Source organism: Pseudomonas sp. MDT2-39-1 (assembly GCF_054898085.1).
Genome location: NZ_CM142716.1, coordinates 2,763,031 through 2,780,448, shown reverse-complemented (window position 1 = coordinate 2,780,448; position 17,418 = coordinate 2,763,031). Strand labels below are relative to the sequence as shown.

Here is a 17,418-nt window from a genome sequence, read left to right as displayed (position 1 = left end):
CAGAGGATTTCCCATGAGCATCGTTCGTAGCGACAAGCCCTTCGTCCTGGCCGGTCGTACTTACCAGTCGCGTTTGCTGGTAGGCACCGGCAAGTACCGTGACATGGAAGAAACCCGCCTGGCCATCGAAGCCTCGGGTGCCGAGATCGTCACATTCGCCGTGCGCCGCACCAACCTCGGCCAGAACCCGGGCGAACCGAACCTGCTCGAAGTCCTGTCGCCGGATCGCTACACCTTCCTGCCGAACACTGCCGGTTGCTTCGACGCTGCCGAGGCTGTGCGCACTTGTCGCCTGGCCCGTGAGCTGCTCGGCGGCCACAACCTGGTGAAGCTGGAAGTGCTGGCGGACCAGAAAACCCTGTTTCCCAACGTGATCGAAACCCTCAAGGCCGCCGAAGTGCTGGTCAAGGAAGGCTTCGACGTGATGGTCTACACCAGCGATGACCCGATCATCGCCCGTCAACTGGCGGAAATTGGCGTTATCGCGGTCATGCCACTGGCAGGCCTGATCGGCACGGGCCTGGGGATCTGCAATCCGTACAACCTGCAGATCATCCTCGAAGAAGCCAAGATTCCGGTGCTGGTGGATGCCGGTGTCGGTACCGCTTCCGACGCCACCATCGCGATGGAGCTGGGTTGCGAAGCGGTGCTGATGAACTCGGCCATCGCCCATGCCCAGCAGCCGATCATGATGGCTGAAGCCATGAAACACGCCATCGTTGCAGGCCGCCTGGCCTACCTCGCCGGCCGCATGCCGAAAAAACTCTATGCCAGCGCCTCCTCGCCGCTGGATGGTCTGATCAAGTAAGAGCCATTGATGACTGAATCAAACGACACGCCTATCACGCCTGCAGAAGGCGAAGAGCGCCAACACCGCCGCATCAAGAGCTTCGTGATGCGTGCCGGGCGCATGACCGAAGGCCAGCAAAAAGGCCTGGAGCAGGGCACGCCGCTGTTCGTCCTGCCGCTGGCTGACGCACCGGTGGACTTCGACCAGGTGTTCGGCCGCTCCGCGCCGCGCTCGCTGGAAATCGGTTTCGGCATGGGCCATTCGCTGCTGGAAATGGCCGCAGCCTCGCCGGAACAGGATTTCATTGGCGTGGAAGTTCACCGTCCGGGTGTCGGCGCGCTGCTCAATGGCGTGCTGACCCAGGGCTTGACCAACCTGCGGGTCTACGATTGCGACGCGATCGAAGTGCTCAACCGTTGCGTGGCCGACAACAGCCTCGATCGCCTGATGCTGTTTTTCCCGGACCCATGGCACAAGAGCCGTCACCACAAGCGCCGTATCGTTCAGGCGTCCTTCGCTGAACTGGTGCGCAGCAAGTTGAAAGTCGGCGGTGTATTGCACATGGCCACCGACTGGGAACCGTACGCCGAGTACATGCTGGAAGTGATGAACGTCGCACCGGGTTATCGCAACCTGGCAGAAGACGGCAAATGCGTCCCGCGCCCGACCGAGCGCCCGATCACCAAGTTCGAACGCCGCGGCGAACGTCTTGGGCATGGCGTGTGGGACCTGAAGTTCGAAAAACAGTCCTGAGCCCTACGCAACACCCAATGTGGGAGCGGGCTTGCTCGCGAAGACGGTTAATCATTCAACAGTGATGTTGACTGACACGACGCCTTCGCGAGCAAGCCCGCTCCCACATTTGTTTTATGCAGTGTTCAAGATCAGCGTTGATCCGCCGAAAGATCTAGGTCCCCACTTGTAAAGGAAGACAGGTTTGAAAGTCATTTTCGTCTGCACGCTATTTTTAAGTCTGCTGTTTTCTGCAGCTTGCGAACGCGTTGTAACGCCCGATGAATACTTTGCACGCGCCCAGAGAGTGGCCGACAAATTCAAGCGTGAGGCCGATGAAAGGTTAAAGCTGGAGGCCGCCGGGGAATCTGCTTTCAAGTACAGTCCAGAGCAGCTGCGCAATGCGGAAGGTGATTTGGAAGCGCTCGTAGACAATCTGAAACGAGCGTCTGATGGCGGACACACTGGAGCAACGTACTTTTTGGCCAACCTGCAGGACAATCCGATGTTCTCTGAGCGCACGCGCAAGGAGGCGTGTGGCCTTTACCAAAAAGCCATGGACCAAGGCTTGCTGGCGGCTGCGGTTGGCTATTACCACTTGTGTGATAAGGCATACGAGAGGGTGATCTGCACAACGCGGATCACCTGAAGTACTTGCAGTCGCTGGAACAGTTGCTGCAAAAGCCCGACGCCCATGGTGACGCCTATCCGTTACCGGCCAAGCATTCCCTGTGTTTCGTGGACGAAGCGGGGCCCTTGCCGGAGCAGGGTGTGCTGGCGGCCATGCAGGCTCGCGCCGTCGCGCTGGTCCTGACCGAAGATCAATACCGGGCCGAGGCCAATTACATTCTGGCGCTGACGCGTGTAAACAAAGATGACCGGCCTGACAGTGTGAATATTGCCTATCTGGATGAAGCTGAAGCGTTGGGCTGCAACGACTTCCACGGGCTGAACGCCATGATGCGCAATGCAGTCAAGGTCGCCGCCAAGCAATAAAGGAATTCGCAATACCCAATGTGGGAGTGAGACCGGCTTGCCGGCGATAGCGTCATTACATTCAACATCTTCGTTGACTGTCAGACCGCTATCGCCGGCAAGCCGGTCTCACTCCCACATTTGTTTTTGGGGGGGGTTCGAGATTTAGCGGCGGTCTGCTACAACGCCAATCAACACCAGCACCACCAACAACACCGGCGCCAAGCTGTAGTTGTTGAACTGGCTCAGCCCTTTGATGATCCACGGCGTGGCGTAGATCAGTGCCACACCGCTCCCGATCATGCACACCAGAGCGAGCAACGGTACTCGTAAGGCGCCGGCGATGCTGCCCAGGCGTTGGTCGACCCAGCCTTTGATGTCCGCGCCGAACAGCACCAGCAGGCAGCCCACCAGCGCCAGAGAGATTTCCGACAGGTTGCTGCGGCTCCAGCGGGAGACGGTGGCGAGCAGGTCGAGTATCAAATCCATTCGTTTTCCCCTAAGGCTGAAATCAGCTCAGAAATGTTTGCAGCAAGTCATTGAGAAACAGCTGTCCGCGATCGGTCGCCGCCAGACGTGACGGTTCGACCTGCAACAGGCCGCTTTGTTCGGCGACCCGGCGGCCTTCGGCGAGGCTTTCCAGGCTCAGCCCGGTGCGTTCCGGATACAGCCGCGACTCGACGCCCTCGGTCAGGCGCAAGGCATTCATCAGGAACTCGAAGGGCAGCTCTTCGTTGGTCAGCGCTTTCTCGCCAGCCTTGAAGCTTTTGGCCGGGTTCAGGTAATCCTTCGGCAGGCGAGTCTTCCAGGTGCGCACGATGCGCCCGTCCGGATGACTGAGCTTGCCGTGGGCGCCGGCACCGATGCCGATGAAGTCGCCGAAACTCCAGTAATTGAGGTTGTGCCGCGCCGCACGACCGGGCTGGGCATAGGCCGAGACTTCGTACTGCGCGTAACCGTGTTCGGCGAGCAGCGCCTGCCCGGCTTCCTGAATGTCCCACAACGTGTCGTCTTCCGGAAGCACAGGCGGCTGGTTCCAGAACACCGTGTTCGGCTCCAGCGTCAGCTGATACCAGGACAGATGCGTCGGCTTCAGAGCGATGGCTTGGCGCAGGTCGCTCAACGCATCATCCAGCGACTGATCCGGCAAGCCGTGCATCAAGTCCAGATTGAAGTTGTCGAACCCGGCCTGACGCGCCATGCCGGCGGCGCGCACAGCTTCGTCACCGTTGTGAATTCGTCCCAGCGCTTTGAGTTTCTCTTCCTGAAAGCTCTGGATGCCGATCGACAGACGATTGATGCCCAGCGCGCGGTAGGCGAGGAATTTCTCCTGCTCGAACGTTCCGGGATTGGCTTCCAGGGTGATTTCGATGTCACTGGCAAACGGAATGCGCTGCTCGACGCCTTTGAGCAACCGGCCCAGGGCCTCGGCACTGAACAGGCTCGGTGTGCCGCCTCCGAAGAAGATCGAACTCAACTCGCGACCGTAGACCGCGTGCAAATCCTGGTCGAGATCAGCCAGCAACGCGTCGACATACTCTTCTTCCGGCAGCACCGGGCTGGCGGTGTGGGAGTTGAAGTCGCAATAAGGGCATTTGCGCACACACCACGGGATGTGGATGTACAACGCCAGGGGCGGCAGCACGGGGAGCGCGGCCCGGGGCGATGATGCGGCACCGCCGAAAATCAGCGGTGACGCGGATGATTCGTGGGTCATTTCAAGCCCAGACGCTGGCGCAGCAGATCCATTGCACGGGCGCGGTGGCTGATGAGGTTCTTGTCGCTCGGGCTCAGCTCGGCGCTGGAACAATCGCGCTCTGGCACCCAGAACAGCGGATCGTAGCCAAAACCATGCTCACCACTGGCGGCTGCCAGGATGCGTCCGTGCCACAGGCCTTCGCAGAGGATCGGCAACGGATCGTCAGCATGGCGCACCAACGCCAGCACACAAACGAACTGCGCACCGCGTTCGGCTTCCGGTACATCTTTCAACACGTCGAGCAGCTTGGCGTTGTTCGCCGCATCGCCCTGACCGTCAGCGTAACGAGCCGAGTAGATCCCCGGCGCGCCGCCAAGGAAATCCACCGCCAGCCCGGAATCGTCGGCCAGCGCCGGCAGACCAGAGATGCGCGCGGCATTGCGGGCCTTGAGGATGGCGTTCTCGACGAACGACAGGCCGGTTTCTTCAGGCTCGACACTGCTGAACTCGCCGATCGAGCGCAATTGCACCGACTCGCCGAGCATGGCCTGGAGTTCCTTGAGTTTGCCGGCGTTATGGCTGGCCAGTACGAGTTGCGTGAAGTTGATCATTCGCCGGGGAAAAGCTCTTGGTTGAAATTGATGGTGTTGGTTTTATCGCCGTTCTGCACCTTGATCTCGAAGGTGCGGACTTCCTGCTGATCGACCGGGAACTGGGCGATGTAGTAGATCGCGCCTTGCTCGGTGATCTGTTTGAATTTCAGCGGCACACTTTGGCTGGTCAGGTCTTTGACCGTTCCACTGACTTGAGCCATCAGCGGTTTGCCTTCCTTGATCACCGAAACGTTGATCACACCTTGGTTCTTGCTGCGGGTGAGCTCCGCGGCTTTAGCGATATCGGGTGTCAGGAAGGTAGAGTTGAAGGTGTTGTAATGCACCGTCACATCGCCAAACTTTTCCTGACGATCACCTTTGATGACGTCGGCGGCCATGGCGGTGACGCTCAGGCAGGCAGTAAGTACAAACAGCGCTAGACGACCCATGTTCGTTCTCCTTGGAATGTCGTGGTTCAGACCGCGATTTTGTGATCCTGCAACCCTGGGCTGCTGACGCGGTAAATACCGATTTCACCTAATAGATTAGGCCATAGCTTACTGGCCCACCCGTGTCGATGCTGTTGATCCACGGCAAGGCGATCAATGACCCTCGCTTCACGTTCGCGGCACAACGCTTCAAAGTCTTCGAAGGTGCAAAAGTGAATGTTCGGCGTGTTGTACCAGGTGTACGGGAGAAAATCGGATACCGGCATCCGACCCTTGCTCGCCAGGTACCAGCGGCAGCGCCAGTGACCGAAGTTGGGGAAGGTGATGATGCACTGGCGGCCGACCCGCAGCATTTCGTCGAGGATCTTGTCCGGGTAATGCACCGCTTGCAGCGCCTGGGTCATGACTACGACGTCGAAGCTGTTGCTGGCGAAGTTGCCCAGGCCCTTGTCCAGGTCCTGCTCGATGACGTTGATGCCTTTGGCCACGCACTCGGCGATATTGTCCGGGTCGTTTTCCAGGCCATAGCCGGTGACTTGCTTGTTGTCCCGCAGCCAGGTCAGCAGCTCACCGTCGCCGCAACCGAGGTCGAGCACGCGGCTGCCGGCGGGGATCCATTCCTGGATGATTTCCAGATCAGCTCTCATGGCTTTCTCACAACGTAATACGGTTCATGTAATTGCTGAACGCCTGCAAGTATCGCGGGATCGGAATCAGGAAGGCGTCGTGGCCTTGCGGAGCATCGATCTCCAGGTAGCAGACGTCTTTCCTGGCCGCCATCAGCGCGTCCACCAGTTCCCGCGAGCGGGCAGGGGAGAAGCGCCAGTCGGTGGTGAAAGACATCACGCAGAACTTGGCCTGGGCATTGGCGAAGGTTTTCGCCAGGTCGTCGTCAAAGTTGGCTGCCGGGTCGAAGTAATCCAGCGCCTTGGTCATCAGCAGGTACGTGTTGGCGTCGAAACGCCCGGAGAACTCTTCGCCCTGATAACGCAGGTAGCTTTCGACCTGGAACTCGACGCTGTGGAAGTCGTAGTTGAGCTTTTCGCTCTTGAGGCCACGGCCGAATTTTTCGCCCATCGAGTCATCGGACAGGTAAGTGATGTGCCCGACCATCCGCGCCAGCATCAAGCCGCGCTTGGGGATCACGCCCGCCTCCTGGAACGAACCGCCGTGGAATTCGGGGTCGGTGAGGATCGCCTGACGCGCCACTTCGTTGAAGGCGATGTTCTGCGCCGACAGTTTGGGGGCCGAGGCGATGGCCAGGCAGTGGCGAATGCGATCGGGGTAGGTGATGCTCCACTGCATCGCCTGCATGCCGCCGAGACTGCCGCCGATCACGGCGGCCCATTGGCTGATGCCGATCCGGTCGGCCAGGCGCGCCTGACTGTGAACCCAGTCTTCCACGGTCAATACCGGGAAGTCGGCGCCGAAGGGCTTGCCGGTCTCCGGGTTGACGCTGCTCGGGCCGGTGGAGCCGTTGCAGCCGCCGAGGTTGTTCAGGCTGACCACAAAGAACTTGTTGGTGTCGATCGGCTTGCCGGGGCCGATGCAGCTGTCCCACCAACCGGGCTTGCGGTCGTCGGGGCTGTGGAAGCCGGCAGCGTGGTGGTGACCCGACAGGGCGTGGCAGATCAGCACGGCGTTGCTCGCCGTGGCGTTCAGCGTGCCGTAAGTTTCGTAGATCAGGTCATAAGCTGGGAGCGAACGGCCGCAGGCCAGGGCCAGGGGTTCACTGAAGTGCGCCACTTGCGGCGTCACCAGACCAACAGAATCGGCGGGAAAGGCAGTTGGCATCGACCCTGCTCTCGTTGAAATGAGGCGTAAGTCTAAAGACCGCTGCCCCTAGCAGCAAGCAAAGGGCTTGGCTGATTTTCCTGTCAGACCGGGGGGCGGCATTCGCGGGCAAGCCTCGCTCCTACAAGACTTATGCGATCCCCTGTAGGAGCGAGGCTTGCTCGCGATGAACGATGACGCGGTTAGCCTGCTGGGCGCAGCAGATCAGGCAAATCCGGCAGCTTCTTCGGCGAACAGATCCGCACCCGCTTCTGCCGGTTCAACTCACCGCTGAGCAAACTGACCTGACTCTTGGAAACCCCAAACGCCTTCGCCAGGAACGCCATCAGATACGCATTGGCTTTACCTTCAACCGGCGGCGCCGTCAGGCGGATCTTCAGTCGATCACCGTGCAGCCCGCAGAAATCATCGCTGCGGGCCGCCGGTTGCAGGTGACAATCCAGAATCAGGTCATCACCGTCCCAGCGAAAGTAGCTCATCAGATCAGGCCGAGCAGCCCCTGCGGCATTAAGGCAAAGTGCGCGAGGCGCGGGATCAGCCAGCTTTGCAGCAACTGGATCACGATAAACGCGAAGATCGGCGAGATGTCGAGGCCGCCCAGGTTCGGAATGATCCGACGGAACGGGGCGAGTACCGGTTCAGTAATCTGCGCGACCAGCTCTGCGCCCGGATTGTGGCTCCCCGGGGCGACCCAGGACAGAATCACGCTGATGATCATCGCCCAGAACACAATGTTCAAGAACAACGAGAAGAGGGCGATCAGCGCCCACGGCACCAGGAACAGCCAGTCGACCATGAAGCCTTTGAGCAGCAGGATCACCGCGATCAGCAGCATTTGAATGATCAGCGCCAACACCAGTGACGACATGTCCAGCCCGAACATGCTCGGGATGACCCGGCGCAGAGGCTTGAGCAGCGGCTGAGTCGCCTTCACGATGAACTGGCAGAGCGGGTTGTAGAAGTTCGCCCGAACCAGTTGCAGGATGAAGCGCATCAGCACGATCAGCAGGTACAGGCTGCCCAGGGTTTTAATTATGAAAATGGCAGCGTCATTGAGTCCAAGCATCATTGATTCCTTTGTAAGAGCTGATTAGCGGCCAAGTTGCTCAGCCATCTCGGCCGAGCGGTGCGCAGCGGCGCCGAGTGCTTTTTCCACCAGCGATTCGAAGCCGCCGGCCTGGAACGATTTGATTGCAGCTTCCGTGGTGCCCGCAGGCGAAGTCACGCGACGACGCAATTCTGCGGCGTCGACATCGCTGGCCACGGCCATGTGCGCGGCGCCCAACGCGGTTTGCACGGTCAATTGTGCGGCGATGTCCGCCGGCAGGCCGAGCTTCACGCCGGCGGCGGTCATCGCTTCAATCAGCAAAAAGAAGTACGCCGGGCCGCTGCCCGAAACGGCGGTGACCGCGTCCAGTTGCTGCTCTTCGTTCAGCCACAGGGCAATGCCGACGGCCGACAACAGTTCTTCAGCTTGCTGGCGTTGTTCAGCATTTACTTCGGCCGTGGCAAACAAACCGCTTACGCCCTGACGCAGCAGTGCCGGGGTGTTGGGCATGCAGCGCACGATCGGCTGGGCGCCGAGCCAGTTGTTCATGCTGGCGCAGGTAATGCCGGCGGCGATCGAGACCACCAGTTGATTCGGCTTCAGGCTTGGGCGAATCGCTTCGCACACGGCTTTCATCGCCTGGGGCTTTACTGCCAGCACGACGACGTCTGCGTCTTGAATGGCATCGGCGTTGTCGGCGAAAACTTCAACGCCGTGTTCGGCCTGCACGTTGGCGCGGGTTTCGGCGCCCGGGTCGCTGGCGCGGATCTGTGCGGCGTCCAGACCTTTGGCGCGCAGGCCGCCGATCAGGCTGGCGGCCATGTTTCCGGCACCGATAAAGGCAATACGAGTCTTGCTCATGTCAGGTCCTTATAAAGAGAGGAGTCAGCCATTGTTTACTGGCTGGCCGTAGTCGCGGGCGCCAAACAGGGCTGTTCCGATGCGGACCCAGGTGGCGCCCATGGCGATGGCCGACTCGAGGTCGTGGCTCATGCCCATGGAAAGTGTGTCGAGCGGCAGGTTCAGGCTGGCTTGCAGGCTTTGCACGGCAGCGAAAGCAGCGTCCTGGGCGGCGCGATCTTCAGTCGGCTCAGGGATCGCCATCAACCCGCGCAGCTTGATGCGCGGCAATTCGCTGATGGCTTTGGCCAAGGCCGGCAGGTCGGCCGGGGTGCAGCCGGATTTGCTGGCTTCACCGCTGACGTTGACCTGGATGCAAATGTTCAAGGGAGGCAGATCGGCAGGGCGTTGTTCGGAGAGGCGTTGTGCGATTTTCAAGCGATCCACGGAATGCACCCAGGCGAAGTGCTCGGCGATAGCGCGAGTCTTGTTCGATTGAATGGGGCCGATGAAGTGCCAGATCAAGGGCAGGTCGGCCAATTCGAGCTGTTTGCTCAGGGCCTCCTGCAGGTAATTCTCGCCAAAGTCACGAATCCCGGCGGCGTGGGCTTCGCGCAGGGCCTCGGCGGGCTTGGTCTTGCTCACGGCCAATAGTTGAACGCTGTGTTCGTCACGGTGGGCGGCGAGGGCGGCGGCACGGATGCGCGAACTAACCTGAATAATGTTGTCTGCTATCGTGGACATTCAAGAGGCGCCAGCGGGTCTGAGGTTGGCGGCATTCTACTGGAATTGAGGAGCGCTATGGATATCACTGAGCTGCTGGCCTTCAGCGCTAAACAGGGCGCGTCCGACCTGCACCTGTCTGCCGGTCTGCCACCGATGATTCGCGTTGACGGTGATGTGCGGCGTATCAACCTGCCGGCCCTGGACCACAAACAGGTGCATGAACTGATCTACGACATCATGAACGACACCCAGCGGGTGGACTTCGAGAAACACCTGGAAACTGATTTTTCCTTCGAAGTGCCCGGTGTGGCGCGTTTCCGGGTCAATGCCTTCAACCAGAATCGGGGTGCAGGCGCGGTGTTCCGGACCATTCCGTCGAAGGTTCTGAGCATGGACGACCTCGGCATGGGCGACGTGTTTCGCAAGATTGCCGAGGCCCCGCGCGGTCTGGTACTGGTGACCGGCCCCACCGGTTCCGGCAAGTCCACCACCCTGGCGGCGATGATCGATTACCTCAACAACCATCGCCATCACCACATCCTCACCATCGAAGACCCGATCGAGTTCGTCCACGAATCGCGAAAATGCCTGATCAATCAGCGCGAAGTCCATCGCGATACCCGCAGCTTTGCCACGGCCCTGCGCTCGGCGCTGCGGGAAGACCCGGACGTGATTCTGGTGGGGGAGATGCGTGATCTGGAGACCATCCGCCTGGCGCTGACCGCCGCTGAGACGGGTCACCTGGTGTTCGGTACGCTGCACACTACGTCAGCAGCGAAGACCATCGACCGGGTGGTGGATGTGTTTCCGGGGGACGAGAAGTCGATGGTGCGTTCGATGCTGTCCGAGTCGTTGCTGGCGGTGGTGTCGCAGACCCTGATCAAGAAGATCGGCGGCGGGCGCATTGCGGCACACGAAATCATGCTCGGCACCTCGGCGATCCGTAACCTGATCCGCGAAGACAAGGTGGCGCAGATGTACTCGTCGATTCAGACCGGGGGCAACCTGGGGATGCAGACGCTGGACATGTGCTTGAAGGATTTGGTGACCAAGGGTTTGATCAGCCGGGAGCATGCGCGGGAGAAGGCGCGTTCGCCGGATAACTTCTGAAAGAAGTTGATCGTTCCCACGCTCTGCGTGGGAATGCCTCTACGGACGCTCCGCGTTCGGCTCTGAAAGGGACGCGGAGCGTCCCAGGCTGCATTCCCACGCAGAGCGTGGGAACGATCGAGTTAGCGCTGAACAACCTGTAAGGTGTTCTTCTCTTTCGGCATAACCCGCTTGGCAACCACGTAGTGTTTTTGCCAGTACGGTTTTTTCAGGGTGTCGATGCTCACCGACTTGCCACGACGCGGTGCGTGGATGAAGCGGTCGTTGCCCAGGTAGATGGCAACGTGATTGACCCGACGACTCTTGAGATTGAAGAAAATCAGGTCGCCCGGTTTCAGGTCGTTGCGATCGACTTTGTCGCCATGACCGCTAGCCATCGCATTGGACGTGCGCGGCAGGTCAAACGTGGCGTCATTGAACGCGTATTTCACCAGGCCACTGCAGTCGAACCCTTTACTTGGGCTGCTGCCGCCCCAACGGTAGGGTGTACCGAGGACGTTGACTGCGCGGCTCAGCACGTCGCTGCTTTCCTTGGTCGCCATTGGCGGAACCAGGCTGCTTTTGCTGCTCAACTGGGGAGCGCGTTTTACGGTCTGTTTGTTTTTGCTCGAAGGAGCAGAAACATGTGATTTTTGGGTGTAACCATTAACGTTAGGAAGACGTTGCTCACGATTGGTGGCGTGGGCGGCCAGTGGCATCAAAAGGCAAATGGTTAGCCATGTCTTGAAAAATGGACGCATTAGGCAAGGCTCATATAAGTTAGCGCGCAACTTTATAACAGCTTTTTTGCCTCTTCCGAGGCCGTTGGTCGATTCAACTTGAGGGCAACGGAACCAAATAAGCTGTAAATGGACGCAATTGTCGGACACAAGTCAGGTGTCACAAGGCTTTGACGGGAGACAAGGTAACATCTGCCATATGTCGGCCACCTGTAAAAAAGTCACAAAGAATTCAAGAATATTTATCTATCGTGTGAATCGAGGTCCTTCATGAACACCTATCAACAGGCCGGCCCGCAGCAAGACACGCACAGCAAAATGATCGGCTATCTGCTATGGATTTTTGGTTTTACCGGGGCTCACCGCTTCTATTACGGCAAGCCGGTGACCGGGACGATCTGGTTTTTCACCTTCGGTTTGCTCGGCATTGGCTGGCTGATCGACCTGTTCCTGATCCCGGCCATGGACCGTGAAGCGGACCTGCGTTTCTCCGCCGGCCCCATTGAGTACAACGTTGCGTGGATTCTGCTGACGTTTCTCGGGGTATTCGGCGTACACCGGATGTATCAGGGGAAGTGGATCAGCGGGTTGCTGTACCTGGTGACGGGTGGGTTGTTCTTTCTGGGGGTTTTGTATGACTTCTGGACGCTGAATGACCAGGTTTCTGTGCGTAACGCCCAGAATAGAGGAACCTTCCAGTAAGCCATCGCGAGCAGGCTCGCTCCCACAGTGGATCTCCAGTGAACACAATATCTGTGCTCGCCAAAGATCAAATGTGGGAGCGAGCCTGCTCGCGATTGCAGGCAACTCGGTCTTAAGCCTGGTGGCTAATCCGCCCATCCACCAGGGTGTAACGCACGACGCCTGGCAGGCTATGCCCAATGAACGGGCAGTTCTCACCCTTGGACAGCCAGGTGTCACCGGCCACGGTCGAAGCCGCCGGATCAAACAGCACGATGTCCGCCGGCCCACCTACGGCCAACTTGCCCGCTGGCAGTCGTAACGCTTCGGCAGGTCCACTGCTCAGGCGCGCCAACAACGTCGACAGATCCAGCAAACCATCCTCCACCAACGTCATTGCCAGCGGCAGCAACAATTCAACACTGCTGATCCCCGGCTCGGTTGCGCCAAACGGTGCCAGTTTGGCGTCCCGTTCGTGCGGCTGGTGATGGCTGGAAATCGCCGAAATCACGCCCGACTTCACCGCTGCACGCAAGCCATCGCGGTCGGCGCGGGTGCGCAGCGGCGGCTGGACGTGATAGAGGCTGCTGAAGTCGATCAGCGCTTCGTCGGTCAGGATCAGTTGATAAAGCGCCACATCGGCGGTCACCGGCAAGCCGCGGGCCTGAGCCTGAGCGATCAGGGCCACGCCGCGAGCGCTGGTGAGCTGGCTGAAGTGCGCACGCACGCCACTTTGCTCGACCAGCAGCAGGTCCCGGGCCAGGGCCACGGTTTCAGCGGTTTCCGGAATGCCCGGCAAGCCGAGGAAACTCGCGGTCGGGCCTTCGTGGGCCAGGCCACCTTCGGCCAGGTCGTGGTCCTGAGAGTTGAAAATCACCGTCAGGTCGAATGTTGCGGCGTATTCCAGCGCCCGGCACAGCGTGCGGGTGTTGCGGAAGCTGTCCAGGCCGTTGCCGAAGGCCACGCAACCGGCATCGCGCAAGGCGACCAGTTCGGCGAGCTGTTCGCCTTCCAGGCCTTTGCTCAGGGCGCCAATCGGGAAGACTTTGGTGTTGCCGGCTTCGCGGGCACGGTCGAGGATCAGTTCGGCCACGGCCGAGGTGTCCAGTACCGGTTTGGTTTTCGGCGGGCAGCACAGGCTGGTCACGCCACCGGCCGCGGCGGCGCGGGTTTCACTGACGATAGAGCCTTTGCGGCTGTAACCCGGCTCACGCAGGGCGACGTTCAGGTCAACCAGGCCAGGAGCGGCCACCAGGCCTTTGGCGTCGAGGGTGTCGACGGGCACAAAGCCGGCGGGCGCGGCGCCAAGGGCGACGATTTTGCAGGCTTCAATATGAATGTCGATGACTTTATCCAGGCCAGTGGCTGGATCGATAACACGGGCGCCGAGAATGCTGAGCTTCACTGGGCGTTCTCCTGCTCGAATTGGCGCTGGGCTGTCTGCCCGCTCATGGCCATGGACAACACGGCCATACGAATCGCGATGCCGTAGGTAACCTGGTTGAGGATCACCGAGTGCGGGCCGTCGGCCACCGCCGACTCAATCTCCACTCCACGGTTGATCGGCCCCGGGTGCATGACGATGCAATCCGGTTTGGCCCCGGCCAGGCGCGCAGTGGTCAGGCCGAACAGGCGGTAGAACTCGCCCTCGCTCGGCAGCAGGCCGCCGGTCATGCGCTCGCGTTGCAGGCGCAGCATGATCACCACGTCGACGTCTTTCAGGCCTTCGGTCATGTCGGTGTAAACCTTCACGCCGTATTGCTCGATGCCGATCGGCAGCAGGGTTTTCGGTGCGATGACGCGGATGTCCGGGCAACCGAGGGTTTTCAGCGCCAGCATGTTCGAGCGCGCCACCCGTGAATGCAGGATGTCGCCGACGATGGCCACCGAGAGGTTTTCGACGCTGCCCTTGTGCCGACGAATCGTCAGCATGTCGAGCATTCCCTGGGTCGGGTGCGCGTGACGGCCGTCGCCGCCGTTGATGATCGCCACTTGCGGGCAGACATGTTCGGCGATGAAGTGCGCCGCGCCGGAATCACCGTGACGCACGACGAACATGTCAGCGGCCATGGCTTCAAGGTTGCGCAGGGTGTCGAGCAGGGTTTCACCCTTGCTTGCCGACGAGGTGGACACGTTCAGCGTGATCACGTCCGCCGACAACCGCTGGGCCGCCAGTTCGAAGGTGGTGCGGGTGCGGGTGGAGTTCTCGAAGAACACGTTGCACACGGTCTTGCCGCGCAGCAACGGGACTTTTTTCACCGCCCGGGCGCCGACTTCGAGGAACGAGTCGGCGGTGTCGAGGATTTCCGTCAGCAGCTCGCGGCGCAAACCGTCGAGCGAGAGGAAGTGGCGCAGCTGGCCCTGATCATTGAGCTGCAGCGGGCGCTTGGTTTCTAGAGGCGTCATCGCGAGGGGGACTCTCAATAGGGCGAATTAAAGGGCGAGGTCTTGCAGTTCGAGCTTCAGTTCCGGGCCGGACAGTTTCACCCGCTCGTGGGCCGCCAGCGACAGGGTCGCGCCGACCACATTCGGGCGAATCGGTAGCTCGCCGGCGTCCAGGTCCAGCAGGCACACCAGCGTCACGCTGGCCGGGCGACCGTAGTCGAACAGCTCATTGAGGGCGGCGCGGATGGTCCGGCCGCTCATCAGCACGTCATCGATCAGCACCAGGTGCTGGCCTTCGATTTCGAACGGCAGCGCGGAGGGGCGCACTTGCGGGTGCAGGCCGTTCTGGCTGAAGTCGTCGCGGTAGAAGGAAACGTCCAGGGTGCCAAGGGGCGAGTCGCTGCCCAGTTCATCGAGCAACGCCTGGGCGACCCAGACGCCGCCGGTACGAATACCGATGTAGCGCGGTTCGCAGATGCCACGGTGTTCCAGGTGTGCCTTGAGACGGATCGCCATCTGGCTGATCAGTTCGGCGGGATTGGGCAGGCTCATGGTTGCTCCTTCTTGGGCCCGAGCCGAATGTTGCTTGAGTGGTAGCTCGGGGTGTCGCTATAGAGAGTCGCTTGTTGCGGCTCTTCAGGATTCGAACAGTGCGGTGTTTTCGTCGAGCCAGCCTTGCAGCAGCAGGGCGGCGGCGATGGCATCGACCGGGTTGTCGCGGTAGCTGCCCTTTTGTCCGCCGCGATCACGCCGTTCACCCTTGGCTTCGAAGGTGGTCAGGCGCTCGTCGTGGGTATAGAAGGGCAGGTTGTAGCGGCCATTGAGGCGGCGGGCGAATTTCTCCGCGCGCAGGCACATGTCGCTCGGCGTGCCGTCCATGTTCAGCGGCAGGCCGACGACCACAGCATCAGGCTTCCACTCTTTAATGAGGGCTTCGACCTGATTCCAGTCGGGAACGCCGTTTTGCGCTTTCAAGGTACACAGCTCGCGGGCCTGGCCGGTAATCACCTGGCCGACCGCAACGCCGATCTGTTTGGTGCCGTAGTCGAAACCCAAAATAAGGCGCAGGGCCATCAGGCGTGCCCCGCCTGGCTGGTGAGCAGGCTGAGATTGACCCCGAGGAGCTTGGCCGCCGCTTCCAGGCGCAGCTCGCTGCTGGTGTTGAACAGGATGTCGGCTTCGAACGGGCAGGTCAGCCAGGCATTCTGCGCCAGTTCGGCTTCGAGCTGCCCGGCTTCCCAGCCGGCGTAACCGAGGGCGATCACGCTTTTGGCCGGGCCAACGCCGTCAGCGATGGCGAACAGCACGTCCTGGGAGGTGGACAAGGAAAGGTCGCCTTCCAGATCAACGGTTGCCTGAAAGGTCTTGCCCGAAGGGTGCAGGACAAAACCGCGATCGGTCTGCACCGGGCCGCCGATAAAGATCGGCACATGCTGGCAGAGCACGGGCGGTTCGATGTCGGGGCGCAATTGCTCGAGGATATCGGCCAGATTCAGGTCTTGCGGCCGGTTGACCACCAGCCCCATGGCACCATTGGCCGTGTGCTCGACGATGTAGGTCAAGGTGTGCGCAAAGTTCGGGTCGGCCATGTGAGGCATGGCGATCAGGAAGTGATGCTTGAGGTAGCTGGGGCTGACGTTCTTCATGAGCGCTAGTGTGGCGTTGGAGGGGCGAACTGACAAGCTGGGGATGCACAGGAAATACCTGCGCGGGTGTCTTTTTGATTTGGGTTTGCTTGAGGGCCTCTTCGCGGGCAAGCCTCGCTCCTACAGGTCATGCGCCATTTTCGCGAAACATACAAAATCTGTAGGAGCGAGGCTTGCCCGCGAAGGCGTCGGCTCAGTCAATACAAATCAATCGGTCAATTACTGGACAACCGGTCGCCGCGAGCGAATTTCCACGTGCGGATGATTTCCAGTCGGTCTATATCCGACAAATCCCCGGTAAACGGCGAAAACGGTGCCGCCAGCCGCACGATGCGCTGGGCGGCCTGATCCAGCAGCGGTTGCCCGGATGACTCGAGCACCAGCACTTCATACAGCGAGCCGTCGCGGTTGATCGAGACCATCAGGCGCAAATTGCCGTAGATCTGCTTGCGACGCGCTTCGTCGGGGTAATTCAGGTTGCCGATGCGCTCGACCTTCTTGCGCCACTCGTCCTTATACCAGGCGCCCTTGTCGCGCATGGTCGACGCGGCGCTCAGTCGGTGGATGCGCGGGCGCTTGGCGTACAGCTGTTGTTCGTTGGCCAGTTCCGCTTCCAGGCTGGCGATGTCGCTGGACAGCTGCTCGGTGTCGAACGTCGGCGCCGCCACGGCAGGTTTGGTGAGTGGCTTGACCTCTTCGTTCTTCGCCGGGGCTTTTTTCGGCTTCGGCGCCACGGTGGTCACGGCAGCCTTGGGCGGCGCTTCCTGCACTTGCGGCTTGGCGGCCGGCGGTGGCGTGACTTTTTGCACTTTGTTGTCCTGAAACGGCGCGACCTCGGTGGTCTTGGGAATCGCCTTTTTATCCAGGGTGCCGCTGCCTTCCTGATTTTCCTGGGCAAGGAAATCAGCTTTCGCAGGCTTCTTTTCGCTTTTGAAGGTGGCGAGGGTGATTTCCAGGGTTTTGCTGATCTGCTGGGGTTCGACCATCGTAAAGCCGACGCCCAACAGCAAGGCCAGGTGAATCAACGCCGCGAGAAACAGGGTAAATCCGAGGCGATCGGCCGGGCGCACGCCACGATGGGCGAGTTCAGCGGGCAGATCGGACGGGAGAGTCATGACAAAAAAACCAACATCGCGTTTTTCACGGGCCGCGCATGATAACGCAATGTTGGATTCATCTGAGGGTCTGTTGACGTTTGGTAGCGGCCGCGACGGAGGCCCACTGGATGCAG

At 60.4% G+C, this 17,418-nt stretch carries 23 protein-coding genes; 6 read left to right on the top strand and 17 right to left on the bottom strand.

Annotated elements, in window-relative coordinates; translation table 11 throughout:
- The first annotated feature begins 13 nt into the window (after positions 1–13).
- From ACYZTM_RS13360 to ACYZTM_RS13345, 4 genes are all read left to right on the top strand, one after another.
- On the top strand, positions 14–808 hold the full coding sequence (locus tag ACYZTM_RS13360) for a thiazole synthase (RefSeq protein WP_461988922.1): 795 nt from the start codon (positions 14–16) through the stop codon (positions 806–808).
- Positions 809–817: 9 nt separating this feature from the next.
- Entirely contained in the window at positions 818–1,543 is a 726-nt protein-coding gene (gene trmB / locus ACYZTM_RS13355; protein ID WP_131061118.1) for a tRNA (guanosine(46)-N7)-methyltransferase TrmB, read from the top strand.
- A gap of 184 nt (positions 1,544–1,727) precedes the next feature.
- The gene (locus ACYZTM_RS13350; protein WP_461988921.1) at positions 1,728–2,171 is read left to right on the top strand and encodes a hypothetical protein; all 444 of its coding nucleotides are present in this window, start codon (positions 1,728–1,730) and stop codon (positions 2,169–2,171) included.
- A 5-nt stretch (positions 2,172–2,176) separates the two neighbouring features.
- Positions 2,177–2,518 (top strand): hypothetical protein, encoded by a 342-nt coding sequence (locus tag ACYZTM_RS13345; protein ID WP_461988920.1) that lies wholly within the window; start codon positions 2,177–2,179, stop codon positions 2,516–2,518.
- 144 nt (positions 2,519–2,662) lie between these two features.
- On the opposite strand, the gene ACYZTM_RS13340 is transcribed toward ACYZTM_RS13345, so the two are convergent.
- The 10 genes from ACYZTM_RS13340 to ACYZTM_RS13295 form a co-directional block, all read right to left on the bottom strand.
- Positions 2,663–2,986 (bottom strand): DUF3392 domain-containing protein, encoded by a 324-nt coding sequence (locus tag ACYZTM_RS13340; RefSeq protein ID WP_131061120.1) that lies wholly within the window; start codon positions 2,984–2,986, stop codon positions 2,663–2,665.
- A gap of 22 nt (positions 2,987–3,008) precedes the next feature.
- Complete coding sequence (gene hemW, locus ACYZTM_RS13335; protein ID WP_461988919.1) at positions 3,009–4,214, bottom strand: radical SAM family heme chaperone HemW; 1,206 nt, start codon at positions 4,212–4,214, stop codon at positions 3,009–3,011.
- Entirely contained in the window at positions 4,211–4,807 is a 597-nt protein-coding gene (gene rdgB, locus ACYZTM_RS13330) for an RdgB/HAM1 family non-canonical purine NTP pyrophosphatase (protein ID WP_461988918.1), read from the bottom strand. Before rdgB ends, hemW begins: the two co-directional genes overlap by 4 nt.
- Positions 4,804–5,238, bottom strand: coding sequence for a DUF4426 domain-containing protein (locus ACYZTM_RS13325; RefSeq protein ID WP_131061124.1), 435 nt, complete (start codon positions 5,236–5,238; stop codon positions 4,804–4,806). Before ACYZTM_RS13325 ends, rdgB begins: the two co-directional genes overlap by 4 nt.
- Before the next feature lie 26 nt (positions 5,239–5,264).
- Positions 5,265–5,885: a methionine biosynthesis protein MetW gene (gene metW / locus ACYZTM_RS13320; protein WP_131061125.1), complete on the bottom strand. Its 621-nt coding sequence runs from the start codon at positions 5,883–5,885 to the stop codon at positions 5,265–5,267.
- A gap of 7 nt (positions 5,886–5,892) precedes the next feature.
- Positions 5,893–7,032, bottom strand: a complete 1,140-nt coding sequence (gene metX, locus ACYZTM_RS13315) for a homoserine O-succinyltransferase MetX (RefSeq protein WP_131061126.1) — start codon at positions 7,030–7,032, stop codon at positions 5,893–5,895.
- A 182-nt stretch (positions 7,033–7,214) separates the two neighbouring features.
- Positions 7,215–7,511: a DUF167 domain-containing protein gene (locus ACYZTM_RS13310; protein WP_131061127.1), complete on the bottom strand. Its 297-nt coding sequence runs from the start codon at positions 7,509–7,511 to the stop codon at positions 7,215–7,217.
- A complete protein-coding gene (locus ACYZTM_RS13305; protein WP_131061128.1) occupies positions 7,511–8,098 on the bottom strand; it encodes a YggT family protein in 588 nt (195 codons plus the stop codon). Before ACYZTM_RS13305 ends, ACYZTM_RS13310 begins: the two co-directional genes overlap by 1 nt.
- Positions 8,099–8,122: 24 nt before the next feature.
- Positions 8,123–8,941 (bottom strand): pyrroline-5-carboxylate reductase, encoded by an 819-nt coding sequence (gene proC / locus ACYZTM_RS13300; RefSeq protein WP_131061129.1) that lies wholly within the window; start codon positions 8,939–8,941, stop codon positions 8,123–8,125.
- Positions 8,942–8,965: 24 nt separating this feature from the next.
- The gene (locus tag ACYZTM_RS13295) at positions 8,966–9,664 is read right to left on the bottom strand and encodes a YggS family pyridoxal phosphate-dependent enzyme (protein ID WP_461988917.1); all 699 of its coding nucleotides are present in this window, start codon (positions 9,662–9,664) and stop codon (positions 8,966–8,968) included.
- Positions 9,665–9,721: 57 nt separating this feature from the next.
- Here ACYZTM_RS13295 and ACYZTM_RS13290 point away from each other — a divergent pair, with 57 nt between their 5' ends.
- Entirely contained in the window at positions 9,722–10,756 is a 1,035-nt protein-coding gene (locus ACYZTM_RS13290) for a type IV pilus twitching motility protein PilT (protein ID WP_461988916.1), read from the top strand.
- Positions 10,757–10,878: 122 nt separating this feature from the next.
- On the opposite strand, the gene ACYZTM_RS13285 is transcribed toward ACYZTM_RS13290, so the two are convergent.
- Positions 10,879–11,496: a C40 family peptidase gene (locus tag ACYZTM_RS13285; protein ID WP_449645781.1), complete on the bottom strand. Its 618-nt coding sequence runs from the start codon at positions 11,494–11,496 to the stop codon at positions 10,879–10,881.
- A 249-nt stretch (positions 11,497–11,745) separates the two neighbouring features.
- Here ACYZTM_RS13285 and ACYZTM_RS13280 point away from each other — a divergent pair, with 249 nt between their 5' ends.
- Entirely contained in the window at positions 11,746–12,177 is a 432-nt protein-coding gene (locus ACYZTM_RS13280; protein ID WP_461988915.1) for an NINE protein, read from the top strand.
- A 112-nt stretch (positions 12,178–12,289) separates the two neighbouring features.
- On the opposite strand, the gene ACYZTM_RS13275 is transcribed toward ACYZTM_RS13280, so the two are convergent.
- From ACYZTM_RS13275 to ACYZTM_RS13250, 6 genes are all read right to left on the bottom strand, one after another.
- A complete protein-coding gene (locus tag ACYZTM_RS13275) occupies positions 12,290–13,561 on the bottom strand; it encodes a dihydroorotase (protein WP_461988914.1) in 1,272 nt (423 codons plus the stop codon).
- Positions 13,558–14,562: an aspartate carbamoyltransferase catalytic subunit gene (locus tag ACYZTM_RS13270; protein WP_461988913.1), complete on the bottom strand. Its 1,005-nt coding sequence runs from the start codon at positions 14,560–14,562 to the stop codon at positions 13,558–13,560. The genes ACYZTM_RS13275 and ACYZTM_RS13270 overlap by 4 nt, the downstream gene beginning before the upstream one ends.
- A 27-nt stretch (positions 14,563–14,589) precedes the next feature.
- Entirely contained in the window at positions 14,590–15,093 is a 504-nt protein-coding gene (gene pyrR / locus ACYZTM_RS13265; protein ID WP_461988912.1) for a bifunctional pyr operon transcriptional regulator/uracil phosphoribosyltransferase PyrR, read from the bottom strand.
- An 84-nt stretch (positions 15,094–15,177) separates the two neighbouring features.
- Positions 15,178–15,615, bottom strand: coding sequence for a Holliday junction resolvase RuvX (gene ruvX, locus ACYZTM_RS13260; RefSeq protein ID WP_003195067.1), 438 nt, complete (start codon positions 15,613–15,615; stop codon positions 15,178–15,180).
- Entirely contained in the window at positions 15,615–16,187 is a 573-nt protein-coding gene (locus ACYZTM_RS13255; RefSeq protein ID WP_131060575.1) for a YqgE/AlgH family protein, read from the bottom strand. The genes ruvX and ACYZTM_RS13255 overlap by 1 nt, the downstream gene beginning before the upstream one ends.
- Positions 16,188–16,402: 215 nt before the next feature.
- A complete protein-coding gene (locus ACYZTM_RS13250; protein ID WP_131060577.1) occupies positions 16,403–17,302 on the bottom strand; it encodes an energy transducer TonB in 900 nt (299 codons plus the stop codon).
- Between the last annotated feature and the right edge of the window lie 116 nt (positions 17,303–17,418).

Coding starts and splice junctions, on each gene's coding strand:
- metW (WP_131061125.1), bottom strand. CDS start 5,885: ATGAGAGCTGATCTGGAAATCATCCAGGAATGGATCCCCGCCGGCAGC.
- ACYZTM_RS13285 (WP_449645781.1), bottom strand. CDS start 11,496: ATGCGTCCATTTTTCAAGACATGGCTAACCATTTGCCTTTTGATGCCA.
- ACYZTM_RS13325 (WP_131061124.1), bottom strand. CDS start 5,238: ATGGGTCGTCTAGCGCTGTTTGTACTTACTGCCTGCCTGAGCGTCACC.
- ruvX (WP_003195067.1), bottom strand. CDS start 15,615: ATGGCCCTGCGCCTTATTTTGGGTTTCGACTACGGCACCAAACAGATC.
- rdgB (WP_461988918.1), bottom strand. CDS start 4,807: ATGATCAACTTCACGCAACTCGTACTGGCCAGCCATAACGCCGGCAAA.
- ACYZTM_RS13250 (WP_131060577.1), bottom strand. CDS start 17,302: ATGACTCTCCCGTCCGATCTGCCCGCTGAACTCGCCCATCGTGGCGTG.
- ACYZTM_RS13280 (WP_461988915.1), top strand. CDS start 11,746: ATGAACACCTATCAACAGGCCGGCCCGCAGCAAGACACGCACAGCAAA.
- ACYZTM_RS13290 (WP_461988916.1), top strand. CDS start 9,722: ATGGATATCACTGAGCTGCTGGCCTTCAGCGCTAAACAGGGCGCGTCC.
- ACYZTM_RS13255 (WP_131060575.1), bottom strand. CDS start 16,187: ATGAAGAACGTCAGCCCCAGCTACCTCAAGCATCACTTCCTGATCGCC.
- ACYZTM_RS13270 (WP_461988913.1), bottom strand. CDS start 14,562: ATGACGCCTCTAGAAACCAAGCGCCCGCTGCAGCTCAATGATCAGGGC.
- ACYZTM_RS13295 (WP_461988917.1), bottom strand. CDS start 9,664: ATGTCCACGATAGCAGACAACATTATTCAGGTTAGTTCGCGCATCCGT.
- proC (WP_131061129.1), bottom strand. CDS start 8,941: ATGAGCAAGACTCGTATTGCCTTTATCGGTGCCGGAAACATGGCCGCC.
- metX (WP_131061126.1), bottom strand. CDS start 7,032: ATGCCAACTGCCTTTCCCGCCGATTCTGTTGGTCTGGTGACGCCGCAA.
- trmB (WP_131061118.1), top strand. CDS start 818: ATGACTGAATCAAACGACACGCCTATCACGCCTGCAGAAGGCGAAGAG.
- ACYZTM_RS13310 (WP_131061127.1), bottom strand. CDS start 7,511: ATGAGCTACTTTCGCTGGGACGGTGATGACCTGATTCTGGATTGTCAC.
- hemW (WP_461988919.1), bottom strand. CDS start 4,214: ATGACCCACGAATCATCCGCGTCACCGCTGATTTTCGGCGGTGCCGCA.
- ACYZTM_RS13340 (WP_131061120.1), bottom strand. CDS start 2,986: ATGGATTTGATACTCGACCTGCTCGCCACCGTCTCCCGCTGGAGCCGC.
- ACYZTM_RS13360 (WP_461988922.1), top strand. CDS start 14: ATGAGCATCGTTCGTAGCGACAAGCCCTTCGTCCTGGCCGGTCGTACT.
- ACYZTM_RS13305 (WP_131061128.1), bottom strand. CDS start 8,098: ATGCTTGGACTCAATGACGCTGCCATTTTCATAATTAAAACCCTGGGC.
- pyrR (WP_461988912.1), bottom strand. CDS start 15,093: ATGAGCCTGCCCAATCCCGCCGAACTGATCAGCCAGATGGCGATCCGT.